18 protein-coding genes are annotated in these 20,590 nt (G+C 61.9%); 10 read left to right on the top strand and 8 right to left on the bottom strand.

Annotation, left to right across the window (positions count from 1 at the left end):
• The 5 genes from OXH56_09435 to OXH56_09415 all read left to right on the top strand — a co-directional run.
• Positions 1-1,399, top strand: a 1,399-nt coding sequence (locus OXH56_09435; GenBank protein MCY3555530.1) for a sulfatase-like hydrolase/transferase, incomplete at its 5' end; no start/stop codon positions are given.
• A 98-nt stretch (positions 1,400-1,497) separates the two neighbouring features.
• The gene (locus OXH56_09430) at positions 1,498-2,451 is read left to right on the top strand and encodes a Gfo/Idh/MocA family oxidoreductase (protein MCY3555529.1); all 954 of its coding nucleotides are present in this window, start codon (positions 1,498-1,500) and stop codon (positions 2,449-2,451) included.
• A 19-nt stretch (positions 2,452-2,470) separates the two neighbouring features.
• The gene (locus tag OXH56_09425) at positions 2,471-2,929 is read left to right on the top strand and encodes a type I restriction enzyme HsdR N-terminal domain-containing protein (protein ID MCY3555528.1); all 459 of its coding nucleotides are present in this window, start codon (positions 2,471-2,473) and stop codon (positions 2,927-2,929) included.
• An 11-nt stretch (positions 2,930-2,940) separates the two neighbouring features.
• On the top strand, positions 2,941-3,744 hold the full coding sequence (locus OXH56_09420) for a phytanoyl-CoA dioxygenase family protein (GenBank protein ID MCY3555527.1): 804 nt from the start codon (positions 2,941-2,943) through the stop codon (positions 3,742-3,744).
• Between the two features lie 90 nt (positions 3,745-3,834).
• The gene (locus tag OXH56_09415) at positions 3,835-4,821 is read left to right on the top strand and encodes a cyclase family protein (GenBank protein ID MCY3555526.1); all 987 of its coding nucleotides are present in this window, start codon (positions 3,835-3,837) and stop codon (positions 4,819-4,821) included.
• 98 nt (positions 4,822-4,919) lie between these two features.
• Here the strand turns inward: OXH56_09415 and OXH56_09410 are convergent, their stop codons facing one another.
• Positions 4,920-5,873 carry a DUF1524 domain-containing protein gene (locus OXH56_09410; protein ID MCY3555525.1) on the bottom strand — a complete coding sequence of 318 codons (954 nt, stop codon included), beginning with the start codon at positions 5,871-5,873 and terminating at the stop codon, positions 4,920-4,922.
• Positions 5,874-6,215: 342 nt separating this feature from the next.
• Here OXH56_09410 and OXH56_09405 point away from each other — a divergent pair, with 342 nt between their 5' ends.
• Together OXH56_09405 and OXH56_09400 are read left to right on the top strand one after the other, a co-directional pair.
• A complete protein-coding gene (locus OXH56_09405; protein MCY3555524.1) occupies positions 6,216-7,007 on the top strand; it encodes an SDR family oxidoreductase in 792 nt (263 codons plus the stop codon).
• A gap of 184 nt (positions 7,008-7,191) precedes the next feature.
• Positions 7,192-7,410, top strand: coding sequence for a hypothetical protein (locus OXH56_09400; protein MCY3555523.1), 219 nt, complete (start codon positions 7,192-7,194; stop codon positions 7,408-7,410).
• A gap of 46 nt (positions 7,411-7,456) precedes the next feature.
• On the opposite strand, the gene OXH56_09395 is transcribed toward OXH56_09400, so the two are convergent.
• From OXH56_09395 to OXH56_09385, 3 genes are read right to left on the bottom strand one after another with little or no spacing between them, the layout of a single operon-like run.
• Positions 7,457-8,218, bottom strand: coding sequence for a succinate dehydrogenase/fumarate reductase iron-sulfur subunit (locus tag OXH56_09395; protein MCY3555522.1), 762 nt, complete (start codon positions 8,216-8,218; stop codon positions 7,457-7,459).
• Positions 8,218-10,032 (bottom strand): fumarate reductase/succinate dehydrogenase flavoprotein subunit, encoded by a 1,815-nt coding sequence (locus OXH56_09390; GenBank protein MCY3555521.1) that lies wholly within the window; start codon positions 10,030-10,032, stop codon positions 8,218-8,220. The genes OXH56_09395 and OXH56_09390 overlap by 1 nt, the downstream gene beginning before the upstream one ends.
• Entirely contained in the window at positions 10,032-10,835 is an 804-nt protein-coding gene (locus tag OXH56_09385) for a succinate dehydrogenase (protein MCY3555520.1), read from the bottom strand. The genes OXH56_09390 and OXH56_09385 overlap by 1 nt, the downstream gene beginning before the upstream one ends.
• 279 nt (positions 10,836-11,114) lie before the next feature.
• Between OXH56_09385 and OXH56_09380 the strand changes: the two genes are divergently transcribed.
• Complete coding sequence (locus tag OXH56_09380) at positions 11,115-13,073, top strand: hypothetical protein (protein ID MCY3555519.1); 1,959 nt, start codon at positions 11,115-11,117, stop codon at positions 13,071-13,073.
• Positions 13,074-13,100: 27 nt separating this feature from the next.
• Here the strand turns inward: OXH56_09380 and OXH56_09375 are convergent, their stop codons facing one another.
• The 4 genes from OXH56_09375 to OXH56_09360 all read right to left on the bottom strand — a co-directional run bounded on the left by OXH56_09375 (position 13,101) and on the right by OXH56_09360 (position 18,206).
• A complete protein-coding gene (locus tag OXH56_09375; GenBank protein MCY3555518.1) occupies positions 13,101-15,050 on the bottom strand; it encodes a hypothetical protein in 1,950 nt (649 codons plus the stop codon).
• Between the two features lie 28 nt (positions 15,051-15,078).
• Positions 15,079-15,858 (bottom strand): SDR family NAD(P)-dependent oxidoreductase, encoded by a 780-nt coding sequence (locus OXH56_09370; GenBank protein ID MCY3555517.1) that lies wholly within the window; start codon positions 15,856-15,858, stop codon positions 15,079-15,081.
• Positions 15,859-15,921: 63 nt separating this feature from the next.
• Positions 15,922-16,683: a sugar phosphate isomerase/epimerase gene (locus OXH56_09365; GenBank protein ID MCY3555516.1), complete on the bottom strand. Its 762-nt coding sequence runs from the start codon at positions 16,681-16,683 to the stop codon at positions 15,922-15,924.
• An 11-nt stretch (positions 16,684-16,694) separates the two neighbouring features.
• The gene (locus OXH56_09360) at positions 16,695-18,206 is read right to left on the bottom strand and encodes a sulfatase-like hydrolase/transferase (GenBank protein ID MCY3555515.1); all 1,512 of its coding nucleotides are present in this window, start codon (positions 18,204-18,206) and stop codon (positions 16,695-16,697) included.
• Positions 18,207-18,432: 226 nt separating this feature from the next.
• Between OXH56_09360 and OXH56_09355 the strand changes: the two genes are divergently transcribed.
• Positions 18,433-19,521 carry a Gfo/Idh/MocA family oxidoreductase gene (locus tag OXH56_09355; protein ID MCY3555514.1) on the top strand — a complete coding sequence of 363 codons (1,089 nt, stop codon included), beginning with the start codon at positions 18,433-18,435 and terminating at the stop codon, positions 19,519-19,521.
• Between the two features lie 29 nt (positions 19,522-19,550).
• Complete coding sequence (locus OXH56_09350) at positions 19,551-20,588, top strand: DUF1611 domain-containing protein (GenBank protein MCY3555513.1); 1,038 nt, start codon at positions 19,551-19,553, stop codon at positions 20,586-20,588.
• The last annotated feature ends 2 nt before the right edge of the window (positions 20,589-20,590 follow it).

Below are 20,590 nucleotides of genomic sequence, written 5' to 3'. Positions count from 1 at the left end.
ATATCCCGCCTTTCCCCTCCGCGAGCCCGGACGGGCCTGCCTGATGACAGGAAGGCATGCCTCGGAAATCGGCGCATGGGACAACGGCGCACTGCTGGCCGCGGACCAGCCGACCTTTGCCCACTACCTGGCCGGCGCGGGCTACGATACCGTGCTTTCCGGCAAGATGCATTTCATCGGTCCGGACCAGCTGCACGGATTCAGGATGCGGTTGACTACCGACATTTATTCCTCGGATTTCGACTGGGTCAAGCCGGAGTGGATCCACCTGAAGGAGACCGGGGGCGAGGACTGCGAGCGGGTGATGGCCGACCGGCCGGCCTACAATGCGGCGGGATACACGGGCGACGGCGTGCGGATAGGCGTCTGGCACAACGCCCTCAGCTACGACGAGGAAACCCACTTCCGCGCGGTCGAATACCTGCGGTCCAGGCGGTCCAGGCGGTCCAGGAAGCCGGGCGGGGCGGAAGAACCGTTCCTGCTATGCGCGTCCTATCACCATCCCCACGAACCGTTCTGGCCGCCCGAGTCCTACTGGGACCGGTATGAAGGATCGGAAATCGAACTGCCCGGATTCCCGGCCGACCTGGATGAACGCCATTCCATGATGGATCGGAACCTGAATGCCTATCACGGTACTGGCCGTTACGACCTGCGGGAAGAAGAGGGCCTATACCGGCTTCGCCGCGCCTACTACGCGCTGGTGAGCTACATGGATGACAAGGTAGGCGGCCTGCTGGACACCCTGGACGAGACCGGCCTGGCGGAAAACACGGTGGTGGTATTCGCCAGCGATCACGGCGACATGTTGTGCGAACGCGGCATGGTGCAGAAGCGGTGTTTCTACGAGTGGTCCTGTCGAGTGCCGCTCATCGTTCGCTATCCGGACGGATGGCGGGCGGGGACGACCTGTACCCATCCCGTGTCCCTGATCGATCTGCTGCCGACCTTCTGCGACCTCGCGGGCATCGAGGAACTCCTTCCCCACGACGGCGAGAGCCTGGTCTCGTCTTCCTCGGACGAAACGGACCGCGTGGTTTTCGCCCAGGCCCACGAGGCCGTGGGCATGCCCTGCATCATGGCGCGGCAGGGAAGATACAAGTACCAGTACATTCACGGGTACGCGCCCCGTCTTTATGACCTGGACGACGATCCGGGCGAATGGCATGATCTCTCGGGCGATGACACGCACCGTCACGTGGAATCCCGGCTTCGCGACCGGATCCTCGACCGCTTCGATCCGGATGCCATCGCGGCGGCCAACCTGTCCAGCCTGTACCGGCGGCGTCTGATCCGGGACACCATGGCGCGCCACGGAAGGACGTGGAGCCATGGTCCGGAATTCGATCACCGGCGCGGCGCCTTGAACCAGTACGTGCCGCCGTCCGGACAACCGTGAAACACGTAGCCGGCCCAACTTGACGGACGGGCCCACCCCGTCGTAACTGGCGGACCCAGCCCGCGGGTTAGAGCGGGCAAACCCAGGGAGGAAAGGCCATGTTGCGCGCAGGTTTTATCGGTGCCGGGGGGCGTTCCCAGAGCGCCCACTATCCGGCGGTCGCCCGTTTGCCGGACGTGGAGATGACCGCCGTGTGCGAGCTGGACGAGACGCGCCTGGCGCAGGTCATCGACCGCTACGACTTCCCTCATGTCTATTCACACCATCGCGCCATGCTGGCGGAAGTGGAACTGGACGTGGTCTACTGCGTCATGCATGAGAAGTGGCTGCTCCAACCCGCCTTAGACAGTCTGCGCGCAGGCAAGCACATCTTCATCGAGAAACCCCCCGGGCAGAACAGCGATGAAACGCGGCAGCTGCTGGACGCGGCCGTGGCGCACGATGTGTATGCCATGGTGGGCTTTCAACGACGGTACACCACGGTGGTCCGCGAGGCCATGCGCCGCGTACACACGAGGGGGCCGGTCTCCCATGCCGTGACCACCTTCAACAAGAAGCTGTTTTACGACAAGCCGGCGGTCTCCACGACCCTGTGGGACGACGTGACCCACGTGGTGGACCTGCTGCGGTACATGGTGGGCAGCGAACCTGTCGAGGTTACCCGCTACCGCGACAAGTTCGATTCGGTCGAATGGAACCACTACACGGCCCTCGTCCGTTTCGCCAGCGGGGCCACGGGCGTCGTATTCGGAAACCGGGCCTCCGGCGGCCGGGTGCTGAGCGCGGAGCTGCACGGTGTGGGCATCGGCTGCTACATGAAGCTGCCCGAGGAAGTCGACATCCGCGAGGACGATCGGCAGACCGTAATGCAGGGCTGGGAGATCAACGGCGACGACCCGGAAGATGTTCCCCGTTACGAGGGGGCGCTCGCCATGCACGAGCATTTCGTGGAATCCGTTCGCAACCGGACCATCCCCGTCAGCGATCTTCGGGACGTCATACATACCATCCGGCTCGTGGACTGGATCGAAACCGGGCAGTGCCCCGACTAGGCGCCGCCCCGCCTACATCATGGAACGGCTCAATTTCCCGGAATACGGATTCGAAATCGGTTCGGATGAAGCCGGCCGCAGGATCATTTTCGACCCGATCCGGCGCAGGTTCGTCCGGCTGACGCCCGAGGAGTGGGTCCGGCAGCACCTGGTGCGCTACCTGGTGGAGGACCGCGGCTTTCCCGCGGGCTTCGCCACCGTGGAAAAGGGTTTCCAGTATGCCGGTACGGCGGTCCGCGCCGACGTGATCATGCACGACCTGAAGGGACGGCCGGTGCTCATGGGCGAATGCAAGGCGCCGGACGTCCGGGTGACCGAAGCGGTATTCGAGCAACTGGCCCGGTACAATTCGGTCATCAACGCCCGGTTCCTGGTGGCCACCAACGGCAGGAAGCACTTCTGCTGCGAGCACAAGGCCGGCGGGGGATATGCCTTTCTGCCGGAACTGCCTGAATTCGAGCGCGCCGGAGAAGCCTGAGGAGTTCGAACGTGCCGGAAGGACTGAAACTGGTCGCGAGAGAAACGCTGGAACAACGGGTTGAAGCCCTGGAACAGGACGGCTACATCTATTTTCCTGGTGCACTTACAGATGATGAAGTTGTCGTATTGCGCGATGCCATGGACCGTCTGGATGCGCGTCCCGAGGAGTTTGACCGGCACACGGAACCCGATACCCACGGTTTTCTCAACAAGTCCATCAACAACGTGTTTAACCGGGACCCTGTGTTTCTGCCCTATCTGGACCATCCGGAGGTCATCGATGTCGTCGAAGCTGCGCACGGCCCCGATTGCCACGTCATCGGCATGACGGCATGGATGACGGGACCGGGCCGACCGGACCAGGGCGTCCACGTGGACTGGCAGCCGCTGGAACTTCCCGAAGACGTCATGGACGATCCGAGGGTCAAGTTGCCGGTGTACATCACCACGGCCCACTTCTATCTCGACGAAATCTACGAGGATCTTGGTCCCACGCAGTTCATTCCGGGCAGCCACCGCGCGGGCCGCCGTCCGTCCAATGGCGAATCCACCTGGCGTGGAGTCGAACCGCGGAGCATAGTGTGTTCAGCCGGCGACGCCGTCCTCTTTCGCTGCGAAGTCTGGCACCGCGGGACAGCGAATACGAGCGGCCAGGTACGCTACCTGCTACAGGTCCACTATGCCCAGCGGATGATCACACAGAAGTTCCCGCCCTACCTGAACCGGTTCCAGTTCGACCCGGCCATCCTGTCCCGGGCCACGGATCGCCAGCGCCGGTTATTGGGCGAGCATGAACCGAGTAATTACGACTGATTTTGGCATCTCGGAACCGATTTAACATGCCATCGGTTGCATTACATCTACGCTACGTCATTCGGTCAAACTCATCCAGGAGGTAGTTCAATGAAATCCGCGAAGTACGTAATCGTTCTCCTTCTGACCTTTGGTTTGCACTTCCAGTCGGCCGCCCAGACGCGGGAAGAAGGCCCGTGGTGGCCCCATCCCATCTGGGGCAAGGACGACCAGTCGGGGGGTTCCAACTGGATCACGCCGGAGAAGGTGCTGAAGGCCCTGACCCTGGTCAAGACGGGCCAGATCTACGAAATCGGCCAGGTGTACAGCGCCGACATGCCCCTCTTCGGCCAGCGGACTTATTCCCTGGTGCTGCCCGGTTCTCCCACGGGTGAGCCTATGGGGACGAACAACCTGATCTATTACGACGAGTTCCTGGTGGCCGAAATCGGCCAGGTCGGCACGCAGTTCGACGGTCCGGGCCACATCGGAGAGCGGATGACCATGGCGGACGGAACGGAGAAGGACGTCTTCTACAACGGATTCACCAATGAGGAGATCAAGGGACCCTACGGCCTCGTGAAGCTAGGCGTCGAGCACGTGGGACCCTTCATCACACGCGGCATCCTGGTCGACGTGCCCGCGTACAAGGGCGTGGAATCCCTCGATCACGGCTACGAGGTTACTGTGGCGGACGTGGAAGGTGCGCTGGAGCGGCAGGGCATCGCAATGGACAGCCTCGAACCGGGCGACGCCTACTTTTTCCGGTACGGATGGGCTCGCCACTGGAACGACCCCGTTACATACAACGCCAGCCCGCCGGGAATCGGCATGGCCGTCGCCCGCTGGGTAGTCGAAAAGCAGGCTTCCATGATCGGTTCGGACCAGTGGACCACCGAGGTCGTACCCAATCCGGATATCAGCAAAGCCTTTCCGGTCCACCAGGAGCTCATCACCCGTAACGGCGTCTGGAACCTCGAGAACATGAACTTCGACGAACTCTCGGGAGACGGCGTCTACGAGTTCCTCTTCATTCACACGCCCATCCGGTTCAAGGGCGCTACGGGCTCGCCGGCTCGCCCGATCGCCATCCGGTGAAACGTAAGGGTGTTCCGGGAACGACAAATCGGGGATGTCAAAGTACATAGGTTTCTATGTGACCGGAGGCCTCTGTGAGGTGGCATTCATGCAACTGCTTATTCATCAGGTACAACAACGCGCAGCGGAAGATCGTTATAGGAGGAATCACTACTTGTTGGCTGTTCTATATAGTCGATACGCATGGGGTCGTTCTGTGTTGCGGCATATAAACGTACCCACGTGCGTTCATTTCGCCTCCAAACGGTAAATTCCTCGGTCTCTTCACTGAAACCGTAACGTTCGTCTAGAACGGTTTTAATGGAGTCCAACCTGCTGGATGGCACATCCGTCTCAAACGCATACGATCCTGAACTGAGGGCGTTGTCCGTAAACAGGTACGATATGGTTACGGTGTCGGATATCTCATCACTGAACTGCAACACCCCCGCGACCGATCCGGTTTCCTGCGTGGAATCTACCTGGCTAAAGGTCAGGGTGTCGAGTTCCGTCGATTGTACTTCCTCCTTGGTGTCGCCCCACCTGCTCCATCTGAAATCATAGTAGTCAGACTCGGCCAGACCCGCGGCACAGACCGGTACGATCATATCGAAGGAATCACATTCCTGATAGACTGCAACAACAGAATCTGCTTCGGTCTGATCCATGGTCAAATTGTACTTCTTCTTGATTTCCACCCACTTGCCCACATACCAGCATCTGTTGTTATCCGGCATCCATTCTGCCGGGTCCTTGTCGGATTTCTGGTTTCTGTTTACAGCCGGCGCAGCCAGGGTGAGGTTGTCCAGGTCCTTGCCGTAGGCACTGCGATCTTCCTCGGATTTGGCGTACATGCCGCTGGCATGTGCCTCGGCGGTTGCGACGATATGTTCAATGTCCGTTTCGGAAGCGGAATCGAAACAGTTGAGCGAGTAGGGAGAGAACAACCCTCCCTGTCGATTTACAATATCAGCCTCTATTGAACTAGGGTAGTCGTAGTCTTTTCTTTCATAGGAACCGTCATCGACCTCGGCAGCGATACGGACGCCGAGAACGGGATGTATGGTTTGCACCGTACGTTCCAGGTGTACGGGGCTCGAATTGGCAATAGGACTGGAATCACCTGAGCAAGCCAGGATTATTGCACATATTAGTAAAACTGATACCCGCACCAATTTAACACCTCCGGCGGCTTGAGAGAACTCGTGCCATAGGTACACATTCTGTACGACATGTTTATAAATCGAACAGTTACACTACCGTTACATTTTACCCCGTCAAGTACTTATTCCACTTCACCAACTGTTAATGACGTTTTAAACTGTTCACGATGTGCTAAGGCGCGTTACCTTACGTAACTGAAGGGGTGAAACAAGTGAACGGGATGCGGTATGGATCATGAATGGAGGGAAATAATGGGGAATGATTCGACTGCAGCATTCGAAGGAAAAGCAGTTATCGTAACCGGTGGCGCAAAGGGCATCGGAGGGGGCATCGTCCGTGCCTTCGCCGGTGAAGGCGCCCATGTCCTGTGCGCCGACATCGACGATGACGCCGGCGCGGAGATCGCCGCCGAGAACGATAACATCCGCTACGTCCATGCGGACGTAACCACGAGCGACGTATGCCGGTCCCTCGTGGAAACGGCGACGGATTCCTGGGGCGGGGTGGACATCCTGTGCAACAACGTGGGGATCCAGCCCACCTCGAGCTATCTGCCCGCCCATGAGCTCTCAGAGGAACAGTGGGATCGGATCATCGACGTGAACCTCAAGAGCCGGTTTCTGATGGTGAAGTACTGCGTGCCCGTGATGAAGGCGCGGGGAGGCGGCGTAATCATCAACACGGCCAGCGTGCAGGGTCTGCAGTCGGCCAAAGGCATCTCGGCCTACGCGGCGAGCAAGGGAGGCGACCTGTCGCTGGTCCGTCAACTGGCCCTGGATTACGCCGAGGACAACATCCGCGTCGTGGCGGTCAACCCGGGTACCATCGAAACGCCGCTCCTGCAGGAAGCCATCGACTCAATCGGTGGCGACGAGGACGAAATCCGGACGGACATGGCCTCCCGGCACGCCGTGAACCGACTCGGCAGTCCTGAGGATATCGCCAACGCGATGCTCTTCCTCGCGAGCGACCAGGCATCCTTCATCACGGGAGAGTGGGTAAACGTGGATGGAGGTCTGATGGCCCGGGGGGCATGGGCCTAGGTGGGCGTCGTAGACTGAATCCCGATCTCTCGTCAGGTCTGATTTTTCATACGAGAAACCCGCAAATGACAGCGACTATTGAAATTGATGTAGTTGTTTCAGATGCGGACGTGAAGTCACGACCTGAGCGTCGTGATCGTTTCGACCGTATGGTAAACACACCTGAACGCCGGGAGGATTTGAAATGAGCGTCGAGTTGATCGGGATAGTCAGTGTTGGTGTTGCTCTTGCCGGGGTCAGCGTTGCCCTTGCCGGACTTATTCTGGCGTCGAAGCGGGAAATCAATCTTCGTCTTGTCGCTTTGGAACAGGGTCAGGCGGACCTGAGAGAACGTATGGCAAGGCTCGAGGGAATCCTGGAAGGCTTGGCCTTGCGCCTTGCAGAAAGGACTGATTCGGAGTAGACCGTAGGCCCGATAACCTGTACATCGATCACTTCGAGGCGTAAAGCTAGGCCGGCTCGTCGCTGTCTTTCGACTTGAAGATGCGCAGCAGCCGGTTGAGCGGATCGAAGAATTCGCCGACGACCCGTTCCTTCAGGGGAATGATGGCGTTGTCCGTGATGGTGATTTCTTCGGGGCAGACATGGGTGCAGCACTTGGTGATATTGCAGTAGCCGATGCCCTGGTCCTCCTTGAGGTCGCCGAGCCGGTCCTCGGTGTCGAGGGGATGCATCTCCAGGGCGGCGTTGTGCACCATGAGGCGCGGCCCGATGAACTCTTCGTGCAGTTCGTGTTCCCGCAACACGTGGCAGACATCCTGACAGAGGAAGCACTCGATACACTTGCGGAACTCCTGCACCCGCTCGATGTCATCCTGGTCCATGCGCCAGGTGCCGTCCTCGGCATCGGGCTTGCGGGGCCTGAAGGGCTTGGTCTTCATCTTGGCCTCGAAGTTCCAGGACACATCCGTCACCAGGTCCCTTATGGTCGGGAAGGCCTTCATCGGCTCGATGGTGATGGTTTCGTCCTCGGGCAGGTCGCTCATGCGCGTCATGCACATCAGCCTGGGATTGCCGTTGACCTCGGCGGAACAGGACCCGCACTTGCCGGCCTTGCAGTTCCAGCGCACCGCCAGATCGGGGGCTGACTCCGCCTGGATCTGGTGCACCGCGTCCAGTACGACCATGCCCTCGTCGATCTCGGTGGAGTAGTCCTCGAACCCGCCGCTCTCGCCATCGCCCCGCCAGATTCGGAAGTTGGCCGTCGCCATTATCTGTTCTCCTCGATGATCGCTGCCAGGTCCTCCCGGAGCGGTGTGACCGGAACGCGGTTGATCACCATCTCGCCGTCGGCGCCTTTATGCTGGGTGATGTTGAGGCTGCCGAAGGCTTCATCCTTTTCTTCGTAGTCTTCCCGGAAGTGGGCGCCGCGGCTTTCCTTCCTCTCCAGCGCCGCCCGGGCTACCGCCTCCGACACGATCAGCAGGAACTTCAGATCCAGCGCGGTGTGCCATCCCGGGTTGTATTCGCGGTTGCCGACCACGGAGACTTTCTCGGTCCTTTGACGCAGATCGTCGATGACCTCGAGGGCCCGTTGCATGTCGCCCTCGTTGCGCACGATGCCGACGAGTTCCTGCATCCGTTCCTGCAATTCGTACTGAATCTCGAAGGGATTCTCACTGCTTTGCTCGCGGTCGAAGGGCGCCAGGGTCTCTCCTACGGCTGCCTCGACCTGGCCGTCGTCAATTTCCCCGTTACCGTTCTCCCGTGCGTACTCCGCGGCGTATTTGCCTGCGCGCTGGCCGAAGACCAGCAGATCGGAAAGGGAATTGCCTCCCAGCCGGTTGGCTCCGTGCAGACCTGCCGCGCATTCGCCGGCGGCAAAGAGACCGGGCACGGTCGACATCTGCGTGTCGGCGTCCACGAGCACGCCGCCCATCACGTAGTGGGTCGTGGGACCCACTTCCATAGCCTCCTTCGTGATGTCGATGTCGGCGAGCTGCTTGAACTGGTGGTACATGCTCGGCAGCTTGCGCTTGATATGCTCTTCGGCGTTGGAGAGCTTCTCCCTGATCCACGAAATGTCGAGGTAGACCCCGTCGTGGGGCGATCCGCGGCCCTCCCGGATTTCCCGCACGATACACCGGGCCACGTGGTCTCTCGTCAGCAGTTCGGGCGGCCGGCGGGCTTCCTTGTCCCCCTGCGTATAGATCCAGCCCTCTTCGGGGCTCTCCGCCGTGGAATTCTTGTAGAGGTCGGGGATGTCGTCGAACATGAACCGGTTGCCTTCGCTGTTCGTCAGGACGCCGCCCTCGCCTCGGACGCCTTCCGTGACCAGGATGCCCCGCACGCTCGGCGGCCAGACCATGCCGGTGGGGTGGAACTGCACGAATTCCATGTCCAGCAGCGCGGCTCCGGCGTCGTAGGCCAGACCGTGGCCGTCTCCCGTGTATTCCCAGCTGTTGCTCGTGATCTTGAAGGCCCGGCCGATGCCGCCCGTGGCCAGGACGACCGCTTTCGCACGGAAGACCCGGAAACGTCCCCGCTCCCGGTCGTATCCGAAGGCGCCCACGACCCGGTCGCCGTCCTTCAACAGGGCCACGATGGCGTGTTCCATGTACACTTCCATGCCCTGGTGGATCCCGTAGTCCTGGAGGGTGCGGATCATTTCCAGGCCGGTGCGGTCGCCCACGTGAGCGAGCCGGGGGTACTTGTGCCCGCCGAAATTACGTTGCAGGATGCGTCCGTCGGCTGTCCGGTCGAACAGGGCGCCCCAGGCTTCCAGCTCACGTACGCGGTCCGGCGCTTCGAGGGCGTGCAACTCGGCCATGCGCCAGTTGCTCAGGTACTGGCCGCCCCGCATCGTGTCGGCGAAGTGGACGCTCCAGCCGTCCCGGTCGTCCACGTTGGCCAGCGCCGCCGCGACGCCCCCTTCGGCCATGACCGTATGGGCCTTGCCCAGCAGGGATTTGCAGACGAGCCCCACCGATACCCCTGCGGCCGAGGCTTCGATGGCAGCCCGGAGTCCTGCGCCGCCGGCTCCGATCACGAGCACGTCATGTTCGTGGCTCTGATATTCCGCCATTAGAGGATTCTCCAGTCCGTCCAGACGCCCATGGCCACCAGGCGCACATATACATCCGCGAAAGCGACCCAGATCAGGCTGAGCCAAGCCCAGTTCATGTGTCCTCGGTTCAGGCACGAAACGCAGTTATAACCCGCATGCCGCACGGGCGCTTTCGAAAGGAGGTCCAGGTTGCCGCCGATCAGGTGGCGCAGGGAGTGGCAGCCGAACTGGTAGCCGCCCAGGAGGACAACGTTCAGGGTCAACACCAGGGTGCCGATCCCGATGCCGAAGGTCGTCTCACCGGTGGCCGCGTCCGTGAACCACAGGGCCTTCCAGGCGTCGTGAGCCAGGAAGATCCAGATGATGAACACCAGGTAGAGAAAGTACCGGTGAACGTTCTGGAGAATGAGCGGAAAGGACTGTTCTCCCCGGTACTTCTTCCTCGGTTCGGAAACGCTGCAGGATGGCGGGTCGGCCCAGAAGGCCTTGTAGTAGGCGCCCCGGTAGTAATAGCAGGTGATGCGGAATCCGGCCGGCGCCCAGAGGATCAGGAAGGCCGGTGAGAACGGGAGCATGGCCGGCCACCACTCCGGCCTGGGTCCGAAAAGCGCATGGGATGAACTGCCGAAGATTTCGGGCGAATAGAAGGGCGAGAGATAAGGGCCCCAGGCGTAGAATTCGCCCTGAAAAGCCGCCCACGTGGAGTAGACGACGAAGGCCGAGAACACGCCCAATGTTACCAACTGCTGCACCCACCAGGCGTCTCTGCGGCGCGTCTGGCCGAAACCGCTGGCCTTCAGTGAAACACCGGTTGTCGACATAGGTTATCCTCTTGAAACCAGATAGTGATTCGGCCGATTTTCACAGACAAAACACATTAGCGCAAATTAGATGTTGAGCGGCCGCAATGCAATAGAAAAAAACGGGTCTGCATGTCATGGCCGCGAGACGCATCCAGGCGGTTTTCGCCCGCATATTTCCGCATAAAACAATAGCCGAGACCGGCGGTGCGGGGATATATTGAAAGCCCGTATTCGCGACGCCGCGCCAGCAGGCCATGCGTACCGATTCACTCCGCAGATTGGAATCAACGTCCCCAGATGTCGACCGATTCAAACCAGGTTTCACCCTCCACCCAAACCGCGAAAGGCCTGACCCCCAGGGTGCTCGTCCTGGGCAGCGTGCTCGCCGTATTTATCGCGATCTGGACGCCCCATACCAATTACGTCATGCACGGCCCGAGGCTCACCCTGAGCCATCTCCCGGTCGCGGCGCTGGTTTCTTTCCTCATCGTGATCTTCTGCATGCAGATCCCCCTGCGCAGGTGGTGGCCCGAACGGGCGTTCACGGCGGGTGAACTGGCCGTGCTCTTCGTCTTCTGCCTGGTCTCGTCGACGATACCCGGCAAGGCCTTCGTGGACTACTTCGTCGGCATCCTGGCGTCGCCGTTCTACTACGCCACGCCGGAGAACCGTTGGGCGGACACCTTCTTCCCCCATCTGCCGGGCTGGCTGGTCGTCCGGGACGACCTCGGGGCCGCGACGGGGTTCTACGAAGGAGCTGGCCAGAGCGTCTTGCTGTGGGTCGACTGGATCGTTCCCCTTTTCTGGTGGATGTGCATGCTGGCGGCGCTGTTCCTGGTCATGGCCTGCATTGCGGTGGTTTTCCGCCGGCAGTGGGTCGAGCACGAGCGGCTGTCCTTCCCGGTGGTACAGATACCTTCAATGCTGATCGAGGGGACGACCCGGGGCGGCCTGGTGCCGGCGTTCATGACAAACCGGTACTTCCAGGTGGGTTTCGCGCTCACCTTCGCCCTGCTGGCCTGGAACAGCCTGGCCTACTTCGGATACGTACCGGCCATTCCCGTCGGCGCGCCCTTCCGAACGCAGATCCAGCTGGCGCAGTCCGTTCCAGAGACCCAGGTGCAGTTCAATATCTTCATGATGTGCTTCGCCTACTTCGCCGACCTCAAGGTGCTCTTCAGCATATGGTTCTTCCACCTCCTCGCGTTGCTGGAGATCAGCCTGCTCAACCAGCTGGGCGTATCGGCGTCCGGTATGGCGGGCGGGTCCCAGTTTATCGTAAAGACCCAGCACTTCGGCGGGTTCTGGGTATTCGTACTCTGGGGCCTTTGGATAGGGAGACATCACCTGAAGGCCGTGTGGCGCAAGGCCCTGGGCCGGGCGCCGGAACTCGACGATTCCAGGGAACTGCTGTCCTATCGCACGGCACTGCTGGGACTGGCAGGTGGGCTGTGCTACCTGCTGTTCTGGTTGAACCGCATGGGCATGTCGGTTGACGTGGCGGTACTCTTCCTCGCGATCACCCTGGCGCTGTACATAGGCGTCACACGCATCGTCGCCGAGACCGGGCTGGTCTTCCTCGACCTTCTGGTCAATTCGAACGAAATGACGGTGGGCGTCATCGGATCGACCAACCTCTCGCCCCCGAATCTCACGGCCCTGGGACTCACCCACGCCATCTCCCACAACCACCGGGGAATCGGTCTTTCTTCCCTGATACACGGCCTGAAGGTCTCCGAAGGGTTTACCCGGTCCAGGAAGGGCCTCTTCGCTGCGGTGGGCGCGGTGCTGGTTTTGACCTTTATCGTCACGAACGGTTACACGATCTACGCCGGGGCTTCCGGGACGGGCGCCCATGATTTCGCGCCGCTCCGGGCCGAAGGGTTCTACGACCAGCTGGCCACGTGGTTCAACAATCCCTATACCCTGTCCTACGAGGAGATCTATTTCCTTTTCCTGGGCGCCGGGATCACCACGGGTCTCGTGTTTATGCAGTACCGCTTCCCGGGATGGCCTCTCCATCCCATCGGATACGTCGTCGCCTTCGCGGACATCATCAACTTCGAGATCACGTCAATCTTCACGATCTGGCTGATCAAGGTGCTGCTGCTGCGTCTGGGGGGCTTCGAAATGTACCGTAGGATGCAGCCGGCCGTGATCGGCGTGCTGCTGGGCTACGCGGCGGGCGTGACCCTCTCCCTGGTCGTCGATGTCATCTGGTTCCCGGGCCAGGGACACAACGTGCACAACTGGTAGGTCTGCCGCGCGCCTGTCCACGGCGGACTAAAAGATCTCGGTGATGTGCGGCATGTCCGGGAAATAAACCGTATCGACGATGTAGGCGGCCAGGACCCCGACCACGTAACCGACGAGGATTCCCAGAAAAAGCGGTTGCACTTTCCGGTAGAGCCGGACGCCGCCGATGCGGAGCAGGATGACCTGCACGAGCCATGCGACGAAGAGGGTGAAGGTGAGCCCCCGTATGGGCCCCGAGGCGCCGATGGCGAACCCGATGGGATTGAGCGGCCACCAGTAAAAGAGATACCTGCCCAGGGCAAGCAGGCTGCTTACGGCCATGCCGACTGTGAGAAACAGGATTTCGAGAGTGGTGATCTGCGTGGCGTTCTTCATCCACTTCACCACCAGGTCGAAGAACAGGTTCCCCGTGTTCCTCAGGTTGATATGCAGGTTGTCCGCCCCCTCCGTGTAACCCGAGTAGACGACGTATCCCGTCGAGATCGCCGTCCCGCAGATAAATGCGAGCATCACGAGCAGGAACAGCCGTCCGCGGTTCTCCCCGAGATAGTTCCGCCAGAAGGCGACGTGCGATAGCCCCACCATGGTGAAGGTCCGCCAGTTCCGCGCGAAGACGTTGGTAAGTCCGAGACCGGTCAGCGTCGACCCCGACAGGTTGGCCGAGCCCACCATCCCCACCGTGAAGGCGTGGGCGTTGATCGGCAGATCGAGGTTGATCAGGCCCGCTTCGGCAAGGATGCGCGCGATCCCGAAATAGAACACCAGCAGGAGGAACAGGAAGAGCAGGGCGATCGGGATAGAGAATCCGATGGCGTGCAGCCAGGCGGTCATGAAGAGCACGCCCAGTACCAGGCCGATGACCGCCGTGCGGTAGGAGAACATTTCGTTCTCGTCGCGCAGGTCGCTTTCCCTGCCGAGGGACTTTCGAAGGACGTTCCGTATATGTTTCCGGGCCATCCAGACGCTGATCAGGGCGAACATGATCAGTCCGCCGCAGAACTGGATGGACACCAGGCCGCGGGGCACGATCGTTTCTGCAGGCGAAACCACGCCGAAACGGTTGAGCATCCCGGTTTCCAATATGCCCAGCACCTGGAAGAACCAGACGCTGAAGAGGATCTCGACGTTGACGAAAAAGGCGAAACACAGGACATAGGGCACGAGCCGAATGGCGATGGGCGGGTAGGCCGGGTCGATGACCACGTTGAATACCGGACCGGGAAGGGGGATGTGGGGCAGCACGCCCCAGAAGCCGATGATGTTCCAGGACATGACGGCCAGGCTGGCCGCGAAACCGACCTGGAACAGCCGGTTGCCGAAGAGGGCCGGCCACCTCCCGGACGGCCCGGATGCACCCTGATCGGTCTCGAGAAGGCGGAGCACCACCTCGCCCATGGGAAACTGTAGCCGTTCGTGTTCCACCCACTGCTTCCGGAAGATCACGACGAGGCAGGCGCCGATGAAGAGCAGCGCGCCCAGGGCCGACATCCACCAGAAGAGGGGGATGACCCAGTCCTGCCAGGGAATCGGCAGACCGGAAGGCCGTCCCGCGAAGAAATCCGATACCTGCCCCTTGTCATTGGGGATGACCGCCCATTCCGGCAGGTAGGCGAAGAAGTGCGCCTCCCACTGGTTCTCCGGGCTGGCGAAGTAGTGCGGCGCGGTGATGACGCTGATGAGATAGCGGACCATGCCCCAGTCGGGCACCATGGCCGCGATCAGCCCCATGGCGAAGATGACCAGGAGCTCCGGCCTCGTAAGCGCGGCGTCCCGGTTTATGGCGCGGATCAGTACGTTCGGAAGCAGGACCAGGAAGAGGTAGGGAATGACCAGACACAGCGGCATCTGGGGGAAGGTCAGATAGTTGTAGTTCAGCTGCGCCGAAGCGTGTTGGCCCCAGAAGGCGACGAAACAGGCGAAGGCCAAACCCAGGGCGGCGGTTTTGAGGGAAGTGGGTTTCGTGGTCAGCTTGGTCATACCTGGTCAAGCCCGCCCGTGCCGGAAGTCACTCCTTGATGGAGGCCGTGCCGCGCTTGAGCCAGAAGCCACCGTCTACGCGCAAGACTTCTCCGGTGATGTAGTCCGCGGCGTCGGAACAAAGAAAAGTGGCGGCCTTGCCCAGGTCCTCGATCGTGCCCATCCGGCCCCAGGGAAGCCGCTTGCCGCCCTCCTCGAGTTCCTGTTCCGTGGAATACTGCCGCTCGCCGGGCGTGTCGGTCCACCCGGGTTCGATCACGTTCACGCGGATTCGGTGCTCCAGCAGCTCGAGGGCGATAATGGCCGCCATGTGGTTCATGCCGGCCTTGGCCGAAGAGTAGGCGAGCGATGTGGGGAAGGGGAGGAAGGACATGACTGAACTGATGAAGAGGATGCTGCCCCCCTTCCCGCCGGCCGCCATCGTCCGGGCGCCGGCCTGGGCCACGTGGAAGGCGCCGAAGAGGCTGACATCGTAGGTTTTCCGAAGTTCATCCACGTCCATCTCGAGAAAGGGCTCCCGCGTGGAATAGTAGGCATTGGCCACGACGATATCAGGCCCGCCGAGATCCTTGGCGGTCCGGTCCACCATCTCGTCAACGGCGGACCGGTCCGACGCGTCCGCGCCGATGACAACCGCCCGCCGCCCCATGGCCCGGATTTCCTCCGCTACGGCCTCGCCGTCCTGCCGGTGGCGGAAGTAGTTGACGGCAACGTCCGCCCCGGCGCGGGCCATCTCCAGTGCGATGCCTTTGCCGATCCCGCGGGAGGAACCGCTGATCAGCGCTGTCTTGCCGGAAAGATCGATCATTTGTTCCTCTTTTCATGCACGGTCTGCGTTTTTGCTGGTCGCGCGTCCTGTACGCCCGATGGGTCATAGTCCCATGGCGGTCATGTTGCGGTAGCTGACGGCGATACTGTCGAAGGGATCGCCTGCGCAGGTATCCTGCTCGACCACGTACCACTGGGCCCCGGCGGTCTCGCAGGCGGCGACGATACCGGGCCAGTTCATGTTCCCCTCGCCGATCTCGGCCATCACCTGATCCCTGCCCGACACGCCCAGGTCCTTGAAGTGGATGACCGGGCACCGGTTGCTTACCCGTTCGATCCAGTGGATCGGATCGCCCCCGCCGTACTGGATCCAGTAGGTGTCGATCTCGAAACACAGGGCGGGGTCGCTGTCCTCCACCAGGATGGCCAGTCCCGTCCGTCCACCCACGCGCACGAGTTCCGTATGGTGATTGTGGTAGCTGAAGGACATGCCGGCTTTCTTCAGCCTGAGCGCCACGACCGACGCGTCCGCCGCGAACCGGGAGAACCCGTCCGGATCGTCCCAGTAGGACCGCGGCATGGAACCGACGGCGATATGCTCGCACCCCCAGAGGCGGTGTTCTTCGATGACTTTGTTCGGTTCATCCTGCAGCCGTTCGAAGGGCACGTGCGTGGCACAGACGTGCAGGCCGGCGTCCCGGATCATGTTGCCGAGTTCTGCGGGATCGACGGGACCGAGGGCCGAAAGTTGTATATGGTCATAGCCGATGGACTTGACTTTCTTCAGGGTGGCCGAAATGTCGGCCGGCGTCTGCACGAAGTCGCGCAACGTATAGAGCGTAACGGCGATTTTGCTTGCAGCCATCGAGTTCTCCTTCACGATGTCAGTTGTTCGAAAGCCGGCGAGTCGTCATCCCGTGCGCCGCCGACGGGCCTTAGCTGGCCGGCGCCGGAGACCGGCCAGGACCAGCCGTCCCGGTCCGGGTCGGCATAGCGTTCGAACCAGTCCTCCAATTCTCCGTGCAGCGACCGGCGCCTGCCGGCGTAACCGGCGTCGTCCGCGAGATTCGCCCGTTCGTCCGGATCGTTCGCCAGGTTGTACAGTTCGTTGGGTCCGTCGGGATACCGGTGCACGTACTTCCAGGATTCGGTGCGGATCATGCGCGTGCCACCGTATTCGTCGAATACCACGACGTGGTCCCGGCCGGCGTCGGACGCCTCGGTCGATGCCGCCTGTTCGTCCCGGTCGGCGTCGGACGATACGTCCCGGGCTGCCCCTCCGGGCTGGTCGGACCGAGCGGACCGCGCTGGCTGGTCGCCCCGGGCCACCCCGAACATCCAGGCGTCCACTGCGTTTCGCCCGGGCAGATTGCGGTCCCAGGGCACTGGCAGATCCAGGTAGGACAGGAGTGTGGGCATGAAATCGTAGGCGCTGATCATCGCCGGCTGCACGGCGCCTTCGGGCAGGCGTCCGGGCTGGCTGACGAGCGCAGGAACCAGGATGGAGTTCTCGTACATATTCAGCGGGCTGGTCCCGTTGCCCTTGCCCCAGAACCCGTGGTGTCCCAGGCTGAATCCGTTGTCGCTCAGGAAGACCACCAGGGTGTCTTCCCGGATGCCGTGATGATCGAGCCGGTCCAGCAACCGGCCGACGTCGAGGTCCATGGCCGTGACGGCCGCGAAGTAGCCCTTCAGGCTCTCCCGGTCACCCATGCATTCGCGGGTCAGGCCGCCCGCCCAGGGGTGGACAGGCTCCTGGGGGCAGGAGTCGAATGGGCAGTCATCGTAGGAATCGACAATATCCTGCGGATGTCCCGTCCACGGACTGTGCGGCGCGGTATAGTGGACACTCAGGTAGAACGGATCATCCTGGTTGGCGTGCCGGTCTATGAAGGCCAGCGCATCGTCGGTAATGACGTTCGTAACGTAACCCGGTTCGGTGACCGGGAGGCCGTTCCGGACCATAGGTGCATCATTGTAGGGACCGCCGCCGAACTGGTGGGTGAACCAGTGGGAAAACCCGTGCTGGGGCAGGGTGCTGTTGCCCAGGTGCCACTTGCCGCTGAGGCCGCATCGCCAGCCGTGGCCCGCGAGCACATCGGTATACGTCGTTTCTCCATCGAGATAGGAGGCCGCGCCCTCGCCCACATTGCCTCCCTTGATCCAGTCGTGCACGCCATGCTGGGAGGGGATCCGGCCGGTCAGCAGGGTCGCGCGGCTGGGGGAGCAGACAGGCGTGGCCACGAAGAAACGGTCGAAGCGCACCCCGGTCTCCGCGATCCGGTCGATGTGCGGCGTACGGATTTCCCCGTTGCCGTAACAGCCCGCCGCCCAGACGCCCTGGTCGTCGGTGAGGATGCAGAGCACGTTCGGTCGCGATGATGCCATGGATGGCCCTGTGATCGGCTGGTTATCCGGCATGAGATCGGAAAGTGCGGATTAAAGACGGTTGAATCGGGAAATTAGCGCGTCGCCGGTGGAATGTCACGGACATTATAGTCCACCCAATTCGCGTTTGCCATGCATCCGGCCCATCCCGTATATTGTCCCCCGCATAGCCGGCGGGGCGGAGGACGCGGGTAGATTGCGTCGGGTTGCCGGAAGACAACGGGAAATGAGCCCGCATGGCATGGATGCGGGCGCGGTATGGATGCGGGCGCGGGGCATTACCGTGATACGAACGGGCATCGTAGGCTACGGACTGGCGGGACGGCTTTTCCATGCCTACCTGGTTTCGCGGACCGAGGGGTTGAAACTCGCCGCTGTGGCCAGCCGGGACCCGGAACGCCGGGCGCAGGCGCATCGGGACGGGTCCGTGGATACCTACATGACCCTGACCGATCTCCTGGCGGACGACGGCATCCAGTTGATCATCCTGGCCACGCCTCACCATACCCACGCGTCCCTGGCCATCGAGGCCATGGAGGCCGGGAGACACCTGGTCGTCGACAAGGTCATGTGCATGTCGGCCGCCGAAGCCGGGGAAATGATCGCGGTCAGCCGGCGGCGCGGGGTCATGCTGAGCGTCTTCCACAACCGCCGCTGGGACTGGGGCTATCTGACCGTGCGCAAGGCGGTGGAGGATGGCCTGCTTGGTGAACCTTTTCTGGTCGAAAGGGCGGTGCACCGGTTCCGGGCATCCCGGGGCTGGCGAACGAGCCGGGCGGAAAGCGGCGGCCTGCTTTTCGACTGGGGCGCGCACCTGGTCGACCAGGGGCTGCAGCTGCTGGCCGGCCGTCCCGAGGCGATCCACTGCAAAGGCCACAAACGCCTGTGGGAAGGGGACATTGAAGATCATGTCACCTGCACGCTGTATTTCGAAACGGGTGCCGAGTACCGGATGGAAATCAGCAATCTTTCGCATATTTCCAAGCCCCACTGGTACGTGCTGGGTACCCGGGGATCCCTGGTAAAGACGGGGCTCGATCCCCAGGAGGACTGGATGAAGAAGGGCAGGATCGAGGACGCGGTGGAGGCACCCGAAGACCGTGTACGGGTGGCCACGGAGCGGGACGGAGCGGTTGAGGAGATGATCCTGGATCCGGTGAAAGGCAGTTGGGTGGACTACTACCGGAACATCGCGGCAGTACTGACGGAAGGCGCCGAACTGGCCGTCCAGCCTCGCGAGATGCTGGAGCTCATGAAGGTACTGGACGCTGCCACGGAATCCCTGGAAACCGGCCGCGTTGTTTCGATGAGTTGAGGATCGAAGGGTATATGCAACCCAGGCGAATGGTAATTCTCACCGAGGGCCAACTGGGCACGTTCTCCTCCAAGACGGCCGCGTCACTGGTCCGCTATAAGGCCGACGAGACCGTGGCGGTGCTCGACAGTGCGTACGCCGGCAAGCGGCTGGAAGACGTGCTCGAGGTGGGTACGGGCATCCCGATCGTGGCGACGCTTCAGGAAGCGATGGCCTTCGAACCGACCTCGCTGGTCATCGGCATCGCGACGCCGGGGGGCGTTCTGCCCAATGCCTGGAGGGAAGTCATCCACGAGGCTATCGAGCACGGGCTAGAGGTGGTGAACGGGCTGCATACTTTTCTCAACGAAGACGAGGCCTTCGCCCGGCATGCCGGGCAGAAAGGCGTGCGGCTGTGGGACGTACGGCAGCCGCCCGGAGACCTGGACGTGGGGCGGCACCAGGTCCACGGCCTCCCCAACCTGCGCGTACTGACCGTCGGCGCCGATTCCAGCATCGGCAAGAAGATCGCCGCGATCGAAATCGACCGCGCGGCCCGCGAGGCGGGCTGGGACGCCGAGTTCGTGGCCACCGGGCAGACCGGCATCATGATCGCGGGTTCGGGCATCGCGGTGGATACGGTGGCGGCGGACTACATATCGGGCGCGGCGGAGAGACTCGTGCTGGAACGCAAGCACCGTGAACTGCTGGTCATCGAAGGGCAGGGCACGATTCTGCATCCTTCCTATTCGGGCGTATCGCTCGGTCTGCTCCACGGGGTCGCGCCACAGGCCCTGGTACTGTGCCACCAGCCAGGGAGGGACGTGATGCGCAACCTCCCCGTGGCCGTGCCGTCCTACGCGGAGATGATCACAGCCCACGAGACCATTGCCCGGCCCCTGTTCCCCTGCCGGGTGGTGGCCGTATCACTTAACTGCATCGGCTTGTCCCAGGACGATGCCAGGCGGGAGGTGGACCAGGTCAGCAGGGAGACCGGGCTCCCGGCGACGGACTGCGTGAAATTCGGTTGCGGTCCCATTCTCGAGGCGCTGGCGCCGCTGAGGCCCGCGAAGGGGAATACCCCATGACC

Source organism: Gemmatimonadota bacterium (assembly GCA_026702745.1).
GTDB lineage: Bacteria > JAAXHH01 > JAAXHH01 > JAAXHH01 > JAAXHH01 > JAAXHH01.
This window is presented reverse-complemented; position numbering and strand designations above follow the sequence as displayed.

What these genes read in the sequence shown, in the direction of transcription:
- OXH56_09400 (MCY3555523.1), top strand. Translation starts at nt 7,192, where the DNA reads ATGAGCGTCGAGTTGATCGGGATAGTCAGTGTTGGTGTTGCTCTTGCC.
- OXH56_09375 (MCY3555518.1), bottom strand. Translation starts at nt 15,050, where the DNA reads ATGACCAAGCTGACCACGAAACCCACTTCCCTCAAAACCGCCGCCCTG.
- OXH56_09360 (MCY3555515.1), bottom strand. Translation starts at nt 18,206, where the DNA reads ATGGCATCATCGCGACCGAACGTGCTCTGCATCCTCACCGACGACCAG.
- OXH56_09430 (MCY3555529.1), top strand. Translation starts at nt 1,498, where the DNA reads ATGTTGCGCGCAGGTTTTATCGGTGCCGGGGGGCGTTCCCAGAGCGCC.
- OXH56_09385 (MCY3555520.1), bottom strand. Translation starts at nt 10,835, where the DNA reads ATGTCGACAACCGGTGTTTCACTGAAGGCCAGCGGTTTCGGCCAGACG.
- OXH56_09425 (MCY3555528.1), top strand. Translation starts at nt 2,471, where the DNA reads ATGGAACGGCTCAATTTCCCGGAATACGGATTCGAAATCGGTTCGGAT.
- OXH56_09350 (MCY3555513.1), top strand. Translation starts at nt 19,551, where the DNA reads ATGGTAATTCTCACCGAGGGCCAACTGGGCACGTTCTCCTCCAAGACG.
- OXH56_09405 (MCY3555524.1), top strand. Translation starts at nt 6,216, where the DNA reads ATGGGGAATGATTCGACTGCAGCATTCGAAGGAAAAGCAGTTATCGTA.
- OXH56_09370 (MCY3555517.1), bottom strand. Translation starts at nt 15,858, where the DNA reads ATGATCGATCTTTCCGGCAAGACAGCGCTGATCAGCGGTTCCTCCCGC.
- OXH56_09365 (MCY3555516.1), bottom strand. Translation starts at nt 16,683, where the DNA reads ATGGCTGCAAGCAAAATCGCCGTTACGCTCTATACGTTGCGCGACTTC.
- OXH56_09380 (MCY3555519.1), top strand. Translation starts at nt 11,115, where the DNA reads ATGTCGACCGATTCAAACCAGGTTTCACCCTCCACCCAAACCGCGAAA.
- OXH56_09390 (MCY3555521.1), bottom strand. Translation starts at nt 10,032, where the DNA reads ATGGCGGAATATCAGAGCCACGAACATGACGTGCTCGTGATCGGAGCC.
- OXH56_09415 (MCY3555526.1), top strand. Translation starts at nt 3,835, where the DNA reads ATGAAATCCGCGAAGTACGTAATCGTTCTCCTTCTGACCTTTGGTTTG.
- OXH56_09395 (MCY3555522.1), bottom strand. Translation starts at nt 8,218, where the DNA reads ATGGCGACGGCCAACTTCCGAATCTGGCGGGGCGATGGCGAGAGCGGC.
- OXH56_09355 (MCY3555514.1), top strand. Translation starts at nt 18,433, where the DNA reads ATGAGCCCGCATGGCATGGATGCGGGCGCGGTATGGATGCGGGCGCGG.